Consider the following 13,303-nt stretch of genomic DNA (forward strand, 5'->3'; position numbering starts at 1 on the left):
CGAGAATAATCGACATATACAAGAAATGTCAATATCTTTTGGCATACTTCTGATTAAAATCCAAAATGCTGGCGTTGTTCTTCCCAGCTATTCGGGAAGGGTTTCATGAAATCGGTAAGGTTGAGGCTGTAAGGCTGGCGGCCATTCAGGATGGCTTCAATGATATCGGGTGCTAACTGGGTCATGCGTACTGTCTTGGCAATGTAGCCGTGATCGAGTTTTTCTCGCTTAGCCAGCTTCATGATGGTTAAATCAGGATCGGCTTCCAGCATTTCAAGATATTGATGCCCGCGCCCAACGGCTCTGATCATATTATTTTCGTATTTGGGTTTTCGTGCAATGGCCAAATCACGGCCATCAGGGGTGGTGATATATTTCCTACCGCCGTGAAGTTTTAATTTGATCGGAATTGTTATTTCCAGCGGTGTGTTTTCTGTGGGCTGCCCTTTTTTGATTTTGGCATCCGGCATCATTTCATGCAAAAGCCCGGCCATCCCCAGCGGACGCAGTGCAATAATCACTTTTTCCGGATAGACCACCACTTTTTGGATGATCAGTTTGGCAATCCGCGCAAAAGATATTGTGCCTGGGTGCAGCGTAACGGCGATGAATTAGGCGCTCTGGTTTCTCTTATCTCTTTGGCTTTTTCAAAATCGGCGGGATCAATAAAACCGACATGCTCGCCTTCATAGATAGTGCCTTTATGACTGATCTTTCCGATATAAACCGGATTATCCAAGATTTTGTAAATCGAGCTTTTTGTGATGGGTTTTCCGGGATGGAAACGTCCGGATCTGGCAACCCAGCTTTTTGATTGATAGCCTTTTTCTTTTAACTCCCCAACCAGTTGAGCCGGTAGGGATAAATCCGGTGGCCGGGATGCGGCATCGAAGTGCGCGGCCTTTGATAGACCGCCTCGATTCCCATCAGGCGCATCAGACGCCGCACGCGGGTGCGGCCTACCTCGTACCCCTGACGGCGCAGATGCCGGGCCATCTGACGGGACCCGTAAAACGGGGTTTGCAGGAATTGCGCGTCAATCAGCCGCATCAGCGCCAAATTGTCCGCGCTCTCCCCGCGCCGCTCGTAATACCAGCCAGAGCGGCTGATCCCCAGCAACCGGCACTGCGCCGCGATGCCGATATTGTCATTGGACGGGTCTACCATTTCCTGCCGCCCCCGGACCGCAACCGGGCGGAGGCATCGGCTAAAAAATCACGTTCCACTGTCAGCTGTCCGATCTTGGCGTGCAAGTCCCTGACCTCGGCGTTATGCGCGTCCGCTCGCGATTCCAGCTTGCCCGCAAAACCCGCCTCCAGCGCAGCCAGAGCCTCCTTCTTCCAACGGTGAATGACCGTCGCATGCACCCCGTAACGGGATGACAGCTCCGTGATCGGCGCGTCCTCCCGCAACGCCGCCAGCGCAACCTGCGCTTTAAACTTCGCCGGGTAGTTCTTCCTTGTCTTGCTCATAATCCATGACCCTCCTTCGGTCATAGATCGTAGCTTAACTCACTGTCCGAATTCTTGGGACCACCTCTAATTGAACCGGCTTTTAGGAAGCGTGCACCATATCGATTTTTTCAGGCATCAGGCGATAGCCCATGGCTTTCATAATGGCATTTACATTATCAAAGCGAGGATTGCCCTTGCTGGACAAAGCATGCTGGATACCTTGGCGCGTCATCTGCGCCTCTTCAGCCAAATTCGTGATGCCTTTGACTTTTGCAATCACGCGCAAAGAGGCAAGTAACGCTGCTGTGTTGTTGTCCTGCGCGAACTCGTCAAAAATTTCTTCGATGTAGGTTTCGATCTCTTCAGGGTGGTTGCGGAAGTATTCTTCCTCAACGGCTCTGAATTCTCTGTATGGTCTGTTCTTAGCCATGATCCTTGTACTCCTTCCAAAATTCCTTTGCGGTTTTGATGTCCCTGTCCTGGGAGCCTTTATCGCCACCTGAGAGCAACACCACGATATTGTCGCCGTCCTCTCCAAAATAGACCCGGTATCCAGGCCCAAGGAATATTCGCAATTCTAAAACGCCTTCGCCGACCGGCTCACAATCGCCATACAATCCCAGCTCCAGCCTTCCAATCCGTTTCAGAATGGCACGCCGCCCTTTTTGATCGCGAAGGCCGTTCAGCCAGTCGGTAAACGGTTCTTTACCGTTTTCATCCTGATAGACCATGACTGTCTTCGGCTCAGTCGGTTGTGCCATATTCCTATCCTTTTAACTATAGCATAGCCAAATATATTTGGCAATAAAAAACGCCAAATGTATTTGGCAGCAATATATTGTCCATTGATTCTAATGGCATTTTCAATCCCTTCCTAAAATCATGACAGCTTCAGTACCTTCAAAATCTTGAGAGTGCTATTGAGCTTGATTGCGGTCTTACAGCTCCTCGGTCTTGAATTCGCTGTAACCCTCGTAGTAATAGCTGACGTCAATGCCTTTCATATAAGTTTCGCGGTCATTGATTTTGTCGGTCATGGCATCTTTTAACAGGGCTTTGATTTCCACATCCTTGACAACGCTGCGCTCCATCGCCGAGAGATACGCATCTTTATCAACGCGGTTCCAATCCACGACCTTGCCGATTTCTTTTTTAAAGATCAGATCCAGCCAGATGCGTGTTGCACGCCCGTTGCCTTCGCGGAAGGGATGCGCGATATTCATTTCAACGTATTTTTCGACGATTTCATCAAAGTTGCCCTGTGGCATGGCGTTGATATGATCCAGAGACTGGCGCAAGTACATCAGGGGTGCAAAACGGAAATTACCCTTGGCGATATTGACCTCACGAACCTTACCGGCAAAATCATAGATGTCTTCGAACAGATATTGGTGAATTTTGGCAAGGCCAGTAAATGTTCCGACCTCAATCTTGTTGATGTCACCGGATTCAAAAAGCTGTTTGGCTTTTTGTTTGCTGAGTTTTTCCTCGGCCTTTGCCAACTCAACCTGATTTGTGATGTTCAGTTTATTTTCTAAAACCATTTTATTCCTATCCTTCTAACTCTATCATAGCCCAATATATTTAGTAACACACCACTGACTCACGCCAGACCCAGCACCTTCAAAATTTTGAGAGCGCTATCGAGCTTGATGGTTGTCTTGCCTTGTTCGAAGCTGTTGAGCGTGGGCTTGCTGACGCCTGCCAGAACCGACAGTTGCTCCTGCGTGAGCTTTTGCTCCTTGCGGCGTCTTACTGCTTCTTCGACAAAGCCTTGCCAATTAAGACGAACGTTCCGTTCCATCGCTTTCCTATCAGTTTAATGAGATTGTCCTTGAAATCAGCCCCACCGAGTGGCGCCTCTTGGATTGCGTCCTTGGCGGCCTCGATGTGCTTCTCCAGCCCCTGTACGGCCATGTTGATGGCGGCTGACCGCCATCGATATAGCTGTTATCGTAGGTGAAAGTGACACGGCCTCCTGGCTCCTCACGCAAATAGCCCGCGAAGATGTCCTTGTAATAGACCTTACCCCATAATAAATTTGCCACGGTTAAATCCTTTTAACTCAAAAGCCCTTATCGGGCTATAAAGTAAAATATAACTTACTTTTGTTAATTTTTCAACAATTAAAGTAAAGCACATTTTACTTTTTAATCTCAATCTCCTTGCCCCTCTCATCAAACCCGGCGCATTCGAAGCCGCCATGCCGATTGGGGTAGCCCAGCTGGTTTGAAATAATCCGGGTTTTGCCGATGGCCTGATCATCGCATTCATGCGTGTGGCCGTAAATCCAGAGATCCGGCTGGTGCTTTTCGATGATGTCCTGCATAACCTGCTGTTCCTGCGCAAGGTTCTTAAAAATCTCGGCTTTTCCGGGGTGGATGAGGCGGCAAGCGGCAGGAAGGCCATAGAGCTGGCGCAGCAAAATACATACGATTTGATTTTCATGGATTGCCAGATGCCGGAGATTGACGGGTTTGAAGCCGCTACCATGATCCGGGAGCGCGAGGAAAAAATCGGTGATATAAAAATCATTGCCGTCACCGCCGACGCAATAGCCAATACAGCAAGAAGGAGTTTTTTCTGATCATGATGACTTCCGGCAGGGGGTGTATAGCCTACGCCACATAAAATGGTTCAATTTTGAAAAGCGCGTCAATAGAGCAGAAGAGTTGTTTTCTGATGGCTTTGGTTTGAGCCCATTTTTGTTCGATGGGGTTGAGGTCTGGAGAGTAAGGCGGCAAGAAAAGCAGGGCATGACCGACCCCTTTTTCGTTGACCCCCAGCCTGCGCTCCCGTTCGTACTGGTAAGCATCAGGATGGGCCAAAACATCTCTGGCCAGGGCCTTCATGTCGATCTTGGTTGCGGGCTTGTTGCGGGACATCTTCGGTTCCGGGTGTTTAAGCCACCGTACAACACTGGCCACACCCACACAAAACCGGGACGCCGTCTCGGCTATCGTAAGGCCTTCCTTCTCGCTGACAGATAAGACTTTACGGCGGAAATCGGATGAATACGTCATCCATGAAGTGTAATCAATTTATATGAGTTTGACTATACTTTTGCGAGCATCTCATAATCGCGGGCGCGGGGGTCGCCGCGGCGCCAGCACAGGCCGATTTGCCTTGTAGGCGGGTGTTTGTCGTTAAAGGGGAGCAGACGGATGCCCGGCGGAATTGTTTCGGGCGTACAGGCCATTTCCGGCAGGAGGGTGATGCCGTAGCCCGCTTTGACCATTTGGATCAGGGTGGGCAGTGAGGTTGCCGAAAAGGTTTTGCGGGTTTTGGGAAGTTGAAGGTCGCAGGCGGACAGGGCATGGTCGCGCAGGCAGTGACCGTCTTCGAGTAAGAGTAGCTCTTCTGGCTTCAAGTCTTTGATATTGATTGAATTTGCGGCTGGGCCAGCATGCTTGCCGACGGCGGCGTAGAATTTTTCTTCAAACAAAATGCGTTGATGCATGTCTGGAGTGTTATACGGAAAGGCGAGCAGGGCGAGGTCGATTTGTGATTTTCTTAATGATTCCAGTAGTCTGTCGGTAAGGTCTTCGTGGATTTGTAGCTCCAGGCGGGGAAATTTTTCAATCAGTTTTGGGAGCATATCGGGAAGCATATAGGGCGCTATGGTGGGGATTATCCCGAGGCGCAGTGGCCCGCTAAGGGGCTGAGATATTAGCTTTGACCTTGCTACGATACGATCTGTATCGTTGATAATTTTTTGTGCGTTATCATAGACTTCAAGGCCAAATGGCGTGAGGTGCGTGGCTTTGCGTCCCCGGATGACGAGTGGCTGGCTGAGGATGATTTCAAGTTCTTTAATACCTGCGCTCAGCGTGCTTTGTGTTACGGCACATTCTTCTGCTGCGGCGATGAATGATCCGCGTTCGCGTAGGGCGATCAGATAACTTAATTGTCTGAGACTGGGTCTATGCATATATCGAAAATATCATATCAATGTGTATTTTAGTATTTATTTTTTCGATATTAATAAGTGGAAATTTTTGTTGGATTTTGTCGTTCTGAGGGTGCAAGTTACGGGCATGGATTTTTAACCCGAACAAAGAATGGAGATTTAGAAATGCTCGGTATTGGTGATCAAATTCCTGAATTCGAAATTACAGGTGTGAAGCCCGGCTTTAACGTGCACGAAGAAAATGGCGAAAGCGCGTTTGAGGCGATCACGGAAAAAAGTTTTGAAGGCAAGTGGAAGGTTTTCTTTTTCTACCCGAAAGATTTTACGTTTATCTGCCCGACAGAAATCGTCGAATTTGCAAAGCTGAATGATGAATTTGCAGACCGTGATTGTGTGGTTTTGGGTGGTTCTACAGATAATGAGTTTTGTAAACTGGCATGGCGTCGCGAGCATCCTGATTTGTCTAAGCTGAACCAGTGGTCATTTGCTGATACGAACGGTTCCTTGATTGACGGTTTGGGTATTCGTGAGATGCAGGCTGGCGTTGCGTTGCGTGCGACATTCATTGTCGATCCTCATGGCGTAATTCAGCATGTTGCCGTGAACGGCCTGAATGTGGGACGCAATCCGAAGGAAACCTTGCGCATTCTGGATGCGTTGCAATCTGATGAGCTGTGTCCGTGTAACCGTGCGGTTGGTGGCGAGACGATTGATGTTCATAAGGAAGCTCAGAAGATCGCGGCTTAATTAAGGTTCGCAGGCGGCAGGTTTGAAGAACTTTGCCGCCTGTTTTGTCTTTTAGAGAAAGGAAAAACGATGTCTATTGATAATTTGAAAAATAAAATGCCGGACTATGCCAAGGATATTAAGTTGAATTTGTCGTCGCTGGCGAATGAGGAGACGCTGAACTCGCAGCAGCTTTGGGGGGCGTTTGTAGCGACAGCGCATGCCGGGCGCAATGTGGCTGTAATTCGTGAGATTGAGGAAGAAGCGGCGCAATATCTTTCGCCTGAGGCGCTGGAGGCGGCCAAGGCGGCGGCGGCGATTATGGCGATGAATAATGTTTATTATAAGTTCACCGGCATGATGGCGGATTATCAGGCCATTCCGGCGAAATTGCGGATGAATATTATCGGGAATCCGGGCGTGGACAAGGTTGATTTCGAGCTGTGGTCGCTGGCGGTTTCGGCGATTAACGGGTGTCAGTTCTGTGTGAAGTCGCATGAAAAGAAAATCCGTGAGGGCGGTTTGAGCTTGGAGCAGGTGCAAACCGCGGTGCGGATTGCGGCGGTTGTGCAGGCGGTTTCGGCTGTTCTGGACGGGGCTGCGGCACTGGGGGGAGATGTCGCACAGGCGGCTTAAAAGCTTGTTATCGATGTATTTTATAGGAGCGCGCCTGTTATGGGCGCGTTTTTTTTGCATTTTGTGTTTAAATTGGGTATTTTATTACGGAAATTAATTTGAGATGGTTTTTAAAAATTGGGCAGGATTGATCAAAGTACAGTAGATACGTCTTTCGTTCCTGAACGGCATCCGGGGGCGCGGGCGCGCTGGGCCATACAAATTGCGACGGTTGATAGCTTTAAATGGCGAGGGAGCCACAAGCTGGCCAGTTTTTTGGGGCGCAATAGCGTTGAGCATTCTTTTACGCGGATGGCTCAAATTTGGTGTGATGAAGATGGCAAGCCGTTGAAAGACCCGGAAACGGGACGGCTTTATCCGCAGATTTGCGTGCGCGGGGAGTTAAATCCCGGAGCCATTGATCCTAAGACAGGCGAGTGGACTGGGCTAAGGATTGACCCGCATACTGTTGGGAATATTGTTTCGACTTTCATTCCAAGGCGGCTGATGGATGCTTTTAACAATGCCGTTTTCAAGAGTAAAAAATGTAAATTGGGTGTTTTTAGCTGGTATGGAGATGGTATAGAGCCGCTTGACGCCGATTATGTTGTAGAGGAGCCGGTGGCGATTAGCGATGATCAGGATTGTATCGAGGCTCTGTGGGCGGTTTATCAGGAGCGTGCGGAGGATATTAACAGGCAAGGACTTGATTATGATTTGGTGCGGCGAAATTGTCATACGGTCAATGCGGTTTTGAATGCAGGCAATGTCGAGGCGGTTGAGAGATTTGCCAAGCGGGGTTTTATGAGATGGGGGGCAAAGACGGATGCGATTAAGGTTGCTGAAGATACGCCGCCGGTGGTCCGGTCCTTGGAAGAACTGCAAAAGTTGAATTGCAATTGGGCGGATGGGGTTTGTATGAGTTGTCAAAGGCTTGCTGGGCGAGGTCAGTTACATTCTGAGGAACTGCAGGATGGGTCTCATGAACTTAGCGTTGAATATGCCGGTTAGGGTGTAGTTACGGGCGCGTTTTTTATTTGACAAGGCACTCATTTTTACATAATTTCACAACGGTTAATTTTTGTCGGATTTAGTGGACGAGGTTTTACTTATGCGTTTTGGTGTTACAAATGATGCTTTGTGTGGGCTTTACGAGCGTTTTGGCCTTGATTTGGATGATGAACGGGATGGTCCTGTTCAGATGTTGTATGAAGAGACAATTACTGACGATGATCCTGAAATAGGAGTGAGGCAGTTTTTGGGAAATGTTTCTCTTGATAAAGTATTGCAGTGTCAGTTGTTTTCTAAGGAAGATTATAATCGTTTTCTGGGGCCGCCACTTGGTCTTGCCGATTATCTTGAGCATTTGAAGGGTGAGATGCAAGATCATAGGGAAGATCATACGCGCTCTATTGAGATTATTGACCAGCTTATTCCTCGTACGGAAAGTACGGAGGATTTAGTTTTTAAGGGATATTTGGGACGTTATCAAGTTTCGTGGAGCGCCAGTCCCATTATGCGTTTTGGTACGACTGGAATGAGTGATGCTCCTTTATCGCTCGATAAGCCTCAAGACTGTATGAATGCATTAGAGCGTATAGAATATGGGCACGATAGCTTTTTTGAGGGGCGGGTGCTTGCCGTTTTGTCGCGATTTAAGGGTGTTGATTGGCCGGGCATCCAAATTGAGGTCGAACCGTATGAGGAGGGGCCTGTGTTTGAACCCGAAGGGACCCCCGTGCCCTAAGGTTAAGCGCCTTTTTTAACCTCGTGCACATAGACTTCGCGGTGGGGGTAGGGGATTTCGATGGCGTTTTCCTTGAACGCGTCCCATAAGGCGAGCATGACGGCGCCTTTGATGTTCGTTACTCCGGCTTCGGCGTCCTTGATCCAGAAACGCACAGAGAAGTTTATCGAGCTGTCGCCAAATTCTGTTAGATGGCATACGGGCGGCGGATCCTTGTGGATGCGCTCGTGCGCGGCGGCAGCGACGGCTTCGGCAATTTCTATGACTTTATGCGGGTCGGAGTTGTAATGCGTTCCGAAATTTACCTGCAGGCGGATGAGGGAGTTGCCGTGGCTCCAGTTTACCACGCGCTGGGTGATGAGTTCTTCATTGGGGATGAGGAAGGATTTGTTGTCACGGGTGACGATTTCGGTGTAGCGTGCGGCCATCTGGTTGACCCAGCCGAAGGTGCCGTTTTCAAGTTCCAGCACGTCGCCGGGTTTGATGGACTGGTCCATCAGCAGTAGCATGCCGGAAAACAGATTCGAGATGCCTTTTTGCAGGCCGAAACCAATTCCCAAGCCGATGGCGCCGCCGAAGACGGCGAACAGGGAGAGGTCGATGCCGGCTGATGTGACGCCGACGAGCAGGGCGAAGACGATGAGGGCGACGCGGATCACTTTGGCTATCAGAACCTGTGAAGAGCGGGTCAGGCTTTTGATTCTGAATATCCGGCGTTCTGCAAAGCTGGAGGCGAATATGGCCAGATACAGCAATGTGAATATCGACAGGATGCTTTTTATGACGATGAGGGCGGAGAGGCGGAAATCTCCGATGCTGAAGGATATGGAATCCAATGTCGTCATGGTTTGGTGGAGCAGGCCGAAGATGCTGAGCGCGGCTATGGTCCAGATCACGAGAGCGAAGAAGTTGCGGATGGCGCTGTTGGCAATGAACTGGACGGCGGTGCGGATGGCAACCCAGGCCAGTAAAACTTTCATTACACCTTCGGTTAGAGCGGTGTTGACACCCATAATATCGGATTTGAGGAGTTGGTCGCCGATCACCAGAATGATCAAGGCAACGACTGGCAGGAGCAGGCGCAGCAGGTTGTTTGATATACGCCGCGCGGCATACGGCATTTTTGTTTTTTCGATTAGTTTTGCAGCTTTGCTGCGAAACATACTGTAGCTGATGCTGGCTAAGACAAAGGCGATGAGGAGTAAAATGCCTTGATAGAGTGTATCGGTATTCCAAAAGTGATTGGCGCACCAGTTTGTAATGATATTCCAGTATTCTTCGATGTTGATATTTTCCAGCATGGCACAATTCTAGGCGCTCTTGACGGGGTTGAAAAGAGGCAATTGTATGAGTACGGTTGTTGTGAGCTTGTTTAAAAGCGCTTACTTTATGCGCTGATCAGGCGCACCGCTTCTTTCGGGTATGTTTCGCGGAATTCTTCGTTTAAATCCGCCGGACGGGACATAAGGCGGAAGAATATTGGTCCGCACAGTAAATCCACAGCCAGTTTTGTGTTTAAGGATGAGCGAAATTCTTTGTGGTCTTTGCCTTGTTCGATGCTGAATTCGACGGCATCGATGAGGGGGGTAAGAAATGTTCTTGCGAAAATTTTCTGAGCTTTGTCATCGGCTTGTGCTTCAGAAAAAAGTTGGGCGATGGTGTCACCATTGTTGCCGTCGAGCATACGGATGAGTTTATCAAGCTGCATGATAATGGCTTCAGTATTGTTTTTCGGTGTAGGGAGGGGGCTTTGGATGCCAGGTTGAGCGCGCAGGGCGTCCATGACAACGGCGGTTTTGTTCGGCCACCAGCGATAAATTGTCGTTTTGCCAACTTTGGCCTTTTTAGCGATTGCTTCGATGGAGAGTTCCTGAACGCTCATGTGCAGCAGCAAAGAATTGGTGGCCTTCAAAATGGCTGTTTTCGATTTTTGGCTGCGCGGACGGCCTTTGCGCGCTTGCATTGTTGGTGTGGTTTGCGCGTTGTTTTTTTGTAATGCAGCCTGAGACATCAATGTTTCCCTCTGGTTTAAAATTGAAACAGTTCGTATCGTATTTTAAAAATTTTACTCTAGGAAACGCAGAGTGGCGACTTTTTGAATAAAATTCAAGAGGAGAATGTGTGATTTTTACAAAAAAATGTACATCTGTGGATGATATAAATAATGTCAGAAAAGTCTAATATTATTACACTTATTTGTGGTGTACGTTATTGGGTCATATTCTGAAAGCTTTTTGGGGCTTGATCAATGACGCCCAGCCTGCCGCGGCGAAACTCGAGAACGGCCAGTCCGCGTTCAGCTGTGTTATCCTGGCGGAAGCGGAATATACCGTCAAGGCCGGAGAAGCCGTTCGGGTTGGTTATCGCTGTGTGGTCAAAGGCTGGCCGACCCGTTGATTGCAGGCCGCGCCTAGCAAGAATAGCGGACAGGGCTGTGGCGTCGAAGGCCAGTGTCGCTAAACGCGGGGGGTGGGTTCCATAGGTGTTTATAAAACGTTGTTCAAAGCTATGGCGCGCAGCCGGATCAGGCGCGGCAAACCATGCGCCTTCCAGGTTGGCTTCGCTGGCTAGTGAGGCTTCATCAAACAGGCCAGTTCCAATACGCCGGACACTGCGCGGGGGGAGGTTATAGTGGGAGAGCAGGCTGGCGATAGCACGTGCATCTTGATCGCCTACGGGCATCAGTACGGCGTCGAAAGGCGTTTGGGCCAAGGCACCAGCGCTTTTGCGTGCCTCATAGTGGGTAAAGGTTTTTACGATGGGGGCGAGGTTTGATGTTCCGGCAGGGTAGCTGATGTTTTCAGTAATGGTGATGTTATAGTGTGGGGCGGCGGCGTTAAATGCGTTTGAAACGATGCGGCCATAATTGGTATCGGGGGCAAGCACACCGACTCGGGTTATGCCGTGCCTTGCTGCGAAGCTGGTGACGCGTTTGACCTGGTCAAAGGGCATAAAGCCCATGACGTAGGTGTTGCTATTGGCAAGGGTCCAGTCGGTGGAAAAGGCGATCATATTGATGTGTGCGCGTTGGGCGACGGGTTTTGCGCTGCGAACTGCCGGGGCAAAGACCGGGCCGAGGAGAAGTTGAGCACCGGAATCGATTGCAGACCGGGCTGCGGCTTGCGCACCTGCGGCAGTGCCTTTTGTATCGCGCGGGATGAGTTCAAGGTTGGCGTGTCCGATTTCAAACAGAGCCATTTGTGCGGCCTTGAGCATTGAATCGCCGAGTTTTTGGTGCTGACCGCTTAAAGGAAGCAGGATGCCGACTTTTACGGTGGGCAGGTTAATCATGTGGTCCGTGGGTGTTATGGGGTTTTGCTGGTTGCCAAGGAGTTCGTCAGAGGATGTTGAGCTTAAGATGCCGGGGGCTTGTTGGGCCGGGGCTTGTGGAACGCTTGTGTGCGGTCTATATCCACTGCCGGTCTGGCATGCGCCGAGCACAAGAAGGGGCGCGATGAGAAAGAGAGCAATAAAAGCGGTTTTAAATCTTTGTGTCATTGTATCCATCATCATTTGTTTAGTATGGTTTTCAAATGTCCGAGAAATTATCACAAAGCGAGAGTAAAGAAAAAAAACGCGGATGGCTACTGCCAGATGATGCCGGGCGGGGTTTAACGCCGGGATTATATCTGGTGGCGACGCCGATTGGGAATTTGCGCGATATATCCTTGCGGGCGCTGGATACTCTTAGCCAGGCAGATGGAGTTTTGTGTGAGGATACGCGGGTTTCGGGTAAGTTGCTGAAACATTACGAGATTGCGCAGAAGCTGAGCGTTTATAATGACCATAGTGATGAAACGGTGCGTGCGAAGATTGTGGCGCGGATTGGTCGTGGTGAGGCGCTGGCCCTGATTAGTGATGCGGGGATGCCGTTGGTGTCTGACCCTGGGTATAAGCTGGTGGCAGACGTGCAGCGGGCTGGTTTGAATGTGACTAGCGTACCGGGGGCGAATGCGGTGCTTGCTGGGTTGCAGCTTTCGGGGCTGGGTTCGGACAGGTTTTCATTTATGGGATTTTTGCCGTCGAAAAGCGCTGCGCGCCGGAGCATTTTATGTGAGTGGCAAGGATCTCCGGGGACGTTGATTGCGTTTGAAACGGCGCCACGGTTGCTGGCGGCACTGGATGATATTGAGAGTGCGTTGCCGGGTCGGCGTGTGGCTGTGGTGCGCGAATTGACCAAGCTTTATGAGGAAGTGCGTTGTGATGATGTGGCGGCTTTGCGCGCGCATTATGAGGAGCGGGGGCCAGTAAAGGGGGAGATTGTGCTGGTGATTGAGGCTGCGCAGGTGCGAACGTATAGCGAGGATGATCTGAAGGCGTTGTTGGAAAAGGCGCTTAAAGAAATGAGTACGAGAGATGCGGCGGCGCAGGTGGCTGAGGTGAGCGGACAGCCGAAAAAGGTACTTTATGCACTGGCGCTGGAGATTTCGAAGTGAGCAGGCTAACGAAAGAGGCTGCTTATCAGCGCGGCGTGGCGGCTGAGCAGGCGGCTGCACGATATTTGCAGCGACAAGGGTATAAGATTTTAGAGCAGCGTTATAAAACGCGGGTTGGGGAGATTGATCTTATCGTGCGTCGGGGGGAGATGCTGGTGTTTGTCGAGGTTAAGGCGCATAAAGACCCGGAGAGCGCGCTGTATGCGGTTACGCCGCGTACGCGTCGACGGATTGAAGGCGCTGCGGGGCAATATCTGGCGGATCATGAGGAGGCGTCGGGCCTTTCCATGCGGTTTGATGTGATTGTGGTGCCGCCTGAATCTTTAAGAAAAGGGCTTAATCTGTTGGGGGCAGTTTCTATACGTCATCTGGACAATGCGTGGTTGTCTGGTCAATAATGTAAGCTGCTTCGTGT

The 13,303-nt window shown here is 50.1% G+C and carries 21 protein-coding genes; 7 read left to right on the forward strand and 14 right to left on the reverse strand.

Annotation, left to right across the window (positions count from 1 at the left end; all coding sequences use genetic code 11):
- Positions 1-53 precede the first annotated feature (53 nt).
- From H6859_00540 to H6859_00580, 9 genes are all read right to left on the reverse strand, one after another.
- Complete coding sequence (locus H6859_00540) at positions 54-539, reverse strand: hypothetical protein (protein ID USO05727.1); 486 nt, start codon at positions 537-539, stop codon at positions 54-56.
- A gap of 14 nt (positions 540-553) precedes the next feature.
- Positions 554-847: a recombinase family protein gene (locus tag H6859_00545; GenBank protein ID USO06647.1), complete on the reverse strand. Its 294-nt coding sequence runs from the start codon at positions 845-847 to the stop codon at positions 554-556.
- Positions 832-1,167 carry a transposase gene (locus H6859_00550; GenBank protein ID USO05728.1) on the reverse strand — a complete coding sequence of 112 codons (336 nt, stop codon included), beginning with the start codon at positions 1,165-1,167 and terminating at the stop codon, positions 832-834. Before H6859_00550 ends, H6859_00545 begins: the two co-directional genes overlap by 16 nt.
- Entirely contained in the window at positions 1,161-1,472 is a 312-nt protein-coding gene (locus tag H6859_00555) for a transposase (GenBank protein ID USO05729.1), read from the reverse strand. Before H6859_00555 ends, H6859_00550 begins: the two co-directional genes overlap by 7 nt.
- Before the next feature lie 82 nt (positions 1,473-1,554).
- The gene (locus H6859_00560) at positions 1,555-1,884 is read right to left on the reverse strand and encodes a putative addiction module antidote protein (protein USO05730.1); all 330 of its coding nucleotides are present in this window, start codon (positions 1,882-1,884) and stop codon (positions 1,555-1,557) included.
- The gene (locus tag H6859_00565; GenBank protein ID USO05731.1) at positions 1,877-2,215 is read right to left on the reverse strand and encodes a type II toxin-antitoxin system RelE/ParE family toxin; all 339 of its coding nucleotides are present in this window, start codon (positions 2,213-2,215) and stop codon (positions 1,877-1,879) included. The genes H6859_00560 and H6859_00565 overlap by 8 nt, the downstream gene beginning before the upstream one ends.
- 177 nt (positions 2,216-2,392) lie before the next feature.
- Complete coding sequence (locus tag H6859_00570) at positions 2,393-2,998, reverse strand: Fic family protein (GenBank protein USO05732.1); 606 nt, start codon at positions 2,996-2,998, stop codon at positions 2,393-2,395.
- 59 nt (positions 2,999-3,057) lie between these two features.
- Positions 3,058-3,258: a helix-turn-helix transcriptional regulator gene (locus tag H6859_00575; GenBank protein ID USO05733.1), complete on the reverse strand. Its 201-nt coding sequence runs from the start codon at positions 3,256-3,258 to the stop codon at positions 3,058-3,060.
- 221 nt (positions 3,259-3,479) lie between these two features.
- Positions 3,480-3,728, reverse strand: a complete 249-nt coding sequence (locus H6859_00580; protein USO05734.1) for a hypothetical protein — start codon at positions 3,726-3,728, stop codon at positions 3,480-3,482.
- Here H6859_00580 and H6859_00585 point away from each other — a divergent pair.
- A complete protein-coding gene (locus H6859_00585; protein USO05735.1) occupies positions 3,727-4,041 on the forward strand; it encodes a response regulator in 315 nt (104 codons plus the stop codon). The genes H6859_00580 and H6859_00585 overlap by 2 nt on opposite strands.
- A 31-nt stretch (positions 4,042-4,072) precedes the next feature.
- Here H6859_00585 and H6859_00590 read toward each other — a convergent pair whose 3' ends face one another.
- Together H6859_00590 and H6859_00595 are read right to left on the reverse strand one after the other, a co-directional pair.
- Entirely contained in the window at positions 4,073-4,477 is a 405-nt protein-coding gene (locus H6859_00590) for a transposase (protein ID USO05736.1), read from the reverse strand.
- Positions 4,478-4,509: 32 nt separating this feature from the next.
- Positions 4,510-5,385 carry a hydrogen peroxide-inducible genes activator gene (locus H6859_00595; protein ID USO05737.1) on the reverse strand — a complete coding sequence of 292 codons (876 nt, stop codon included), beginning with the start codon at positions 5,383-5,385 and terminating at the stop codon, positions 4,510-4,512.
- A gap of 144 nt (positions 5,386-5,529) precedes the next feature.
- Between H6859_00595 and H6859_00600 the strand changes: the two genes are divergently transcribed.
- The 4 genes from H6859_00600 to H6859_00615 all read left to right on the forward strand — a co-directional run bounded on the left by H6859_00600 (position 5,530) and on the right by H6859_00615 (position 8,452).
- The gene (locus H6859_00600) at positions 5,530-6,111 is read left to right on the forward strand and encodes a peroxiredoxin (protein ID USO05738.1); all 582 of its coding nucleotides are present in this window, start codon (positions 5,530-5,532) and stop codon (positions 6,109-6,111) included.
- A 69-nt stretch (positions 6,112-6,180) separates the two neighbouring features.
- Positions 6,181-6,726, forward strand: a complete 546-nt coding sequence (locus tag H6859_00605) for a carboxymuconolactone decarboxylase family protein (GenBank protein USO05739.1) — start codon at positions 6,181-6,183, stop codon at positions 6,724-6,726.
- A 117-nt stretch (positions 6,727-6,843) separates the two neighbouring features.
- Positions 6,844-7,716, forward strand: coding sequence for a hypothetical protein (locus H6859_00610; protein ID USO05740.1), 873 nt, complete (start codon positions 6,844-6,846; stop codon positions 7,714-7,716).
- 100 nt (positions 7,717-7,816) lie between these two features.
- Entirely contained in the window at positions 7,817-8,452 is a 636-nt protein-coding gene (locus H6859_00615; GenBank protein USO05741.1) for a hypothetical protein, read from the forward strand.
- Positions 8,453-8,454: 2 nt separating this feature from the next.
- Here H6859_00615 and H6859_00620 read toward each other — a convergent pair whose 3' ends face one another.
- From H6859_00620 to H6859_00630, 3 genes are all read right to left on the reverse strand, one after another.
- On the reverse strand, positions 8,455-9,753 hold the full coding sequence (locus H6859_00620; GenBank protein ID USO05742.1) for a mechanosensitive ion channel: 1,299 nt from the start codon (positions 9,751-9,753) through the stop codon (positions 8,455-8,457).
- An 86-nt stretch (positions 9,754-9,839) separates the two neighbouring features.
- Entirely contained in the window at positions 9,840-10,463 is a 624-nt protein-coding gene (locus H6859_00625) for a TetR/AcrR family transcriptional regulator (GenBank protein ID USO05743.1), read from the reverse strand.
- A 197-nt stretch (positions 10,464-10,660) separates the two neighbouring features.
- The gene (locus H6859_00630; protein ID USO05744.1) at positions 10,661-11,950 is read right to left on the reverse strand and encodes a penicillin-binding protein activator; all 1,290 of its coding nucleotides are present in this window, start codon (positions 11,948-11,950) and stop codon (positions 10,661-10,663) included.
- A 35-nt stretch (positions 11,951-11,985) separates the two neighbouring features.
- On the opposite strand from H6859_00630, the gene rsmI reads away from it, so the two are divergent.
- The gene (gene rsmI / locus H6859_00635; GenBank protein ID USO05745.1) at positions 11,986-12,888 is read left to right on the forward strand and encodes a 16S rRNA (cytidine(1402)-2'-O)-methyltransferase; all 903 of its coding nucleotides are present in this window, start codon (positions 11,986-11,988) and stop codon (positions 12,886-12,888) included.
- Positions 12,885-13,286, forward strand: a complete 402-nt coding sequence (locus H6859_00640) for a YraN family protein (GenBank protein ID USO05746.1) — start codon at positions 12,885-12,887, stop codon at positions 13,284-13,286. The genes rsmI and H6859_00640 overlap by 4 nt, the downstream gene beginning before the upstream one ends.
- Positions 13,287-13,303 lie beyond the last annotated feature (17 nt).

Source organism: Rhodospirillales bacterium (genome assembly GCA_023898785.1).
Taxonomy (GTDB): domain Bacteria; phylum Pseudomonadota; class Alphaproteobacteria; order Micavibrionales; family Micavibrionaceae; genus TMED27.

Bases quoted from the DNA above. Each gene is read 5' to 3' on its own strand.
- H6859_00550 (USO05728.1), bottom strand. From the start codon at position 1,167: ATGGTAGACCCGTCCAATGACAATATCGGCATCGCGGCGCAGTGCCGG.
- H6859_00555 (USO05729.1), bottom strand. From the start codon at position 1,472: ATGAGCAAGACAAGGAAGAACTACCCGGCGAAGTTTAAAGCGCAGGTT.
- H6859_00560 (USO05730.1), bottom strand. From the start codon at position 1,884: ATGGCTAAGAACAGACCATACAGAGAATTCAGAGCCGTTGAGGAAGAA.
- H6859_00565 (USO05731.1), bottom strand. From the start codon at position 2,215: ATGGCACAACCGACTGAGCCGAAGACAGTCATGGTCTATCAGGATGAA.
- H6859_00570 (USO05732.1), bottom strand. From the start codon at position 2,998: ATGGTTTTAGAAAATAAACTGAACATCACAAATCAGGTTGAGTTGGCA.
- H6859_00575 (USO05733.1), bottom strand. From the start codon at position 3,258: ATGGAACGGAACGTTCGTCTTAATTGGCAAGGCTTTGTCGAAGAAGCA.
- H6859_00585 (USO05735.1), top strand. From the start codon at position 3,727: ATGCGTGTGGCCGTAAATCCAGAGATCCGGCTGGTGCTTTTCGATGAT.
- H6859_00580 (USO05734.1), bottom strand. From the start codon at position 3,728: ATGAATGCGATGATCAGGCCATCGGCAAAACCCGGATTATTTCAAACC.
- H6859_00590 (USO05736.1), bottom strand. From the start codon at position 4,477: ATGACGTATTCATCCGATTTCCGCCGTAAAGTCTTATCTGTCAGCGAG.
- H6859_00595 (USO05737.1), bottom strand. From the start codon at position 5,385: ATGCATAGACCCAGTCTCAGACAATTAAGTTATCTGATCGCCCTACGC.
- H6859_00600 (USO05738.1), top strand. From the start codon at position 5,530: ATGCTCGGTATTGGTGATCAAATTCCTGAATTCGAAATTACAGGTGTG.
- H6859_00605 (USO05739.1), top strand. From the start codon at position 6,181: ATGTCTATTGATAATTTGAAAAATAAAATGCCGGACTATGCCAAGGAT.
- H6859_00615 (USO05741.1), top strand. From the start codon at position 7,817: ATGCGTTTTGGTGTTACAAATGATGCTTTGTGTGGGCTTTACGAGCGT.
- H6859_00620 (USO05742.1), bottom strand. From the start codon at position 9,753: ATGCTGGAAAATATCAACATCGAAGAATACTGGAATATCATTACAAAC.
- H6859_00625 (USO05743.1), bottom strand. From the start codon at position 10,463: ATGTCTCAGGCTGCATTACAAAAAAACAACGCGCAAACCACACCAACA.
- H6859_00630 (USO05744.1), bottom strand. From the start codon at position 11,950: ATGACACAAAGATTTAAAACCGCTTTTATTGCTCTCTTTCTCATCGCG.
- rsmI (USO05745.1), top strand. From the start codon at position 11,986: ATGTCCGAGAAATTATCACAAAGCGAGAGTAAAGAAAAAAAACGCGGA.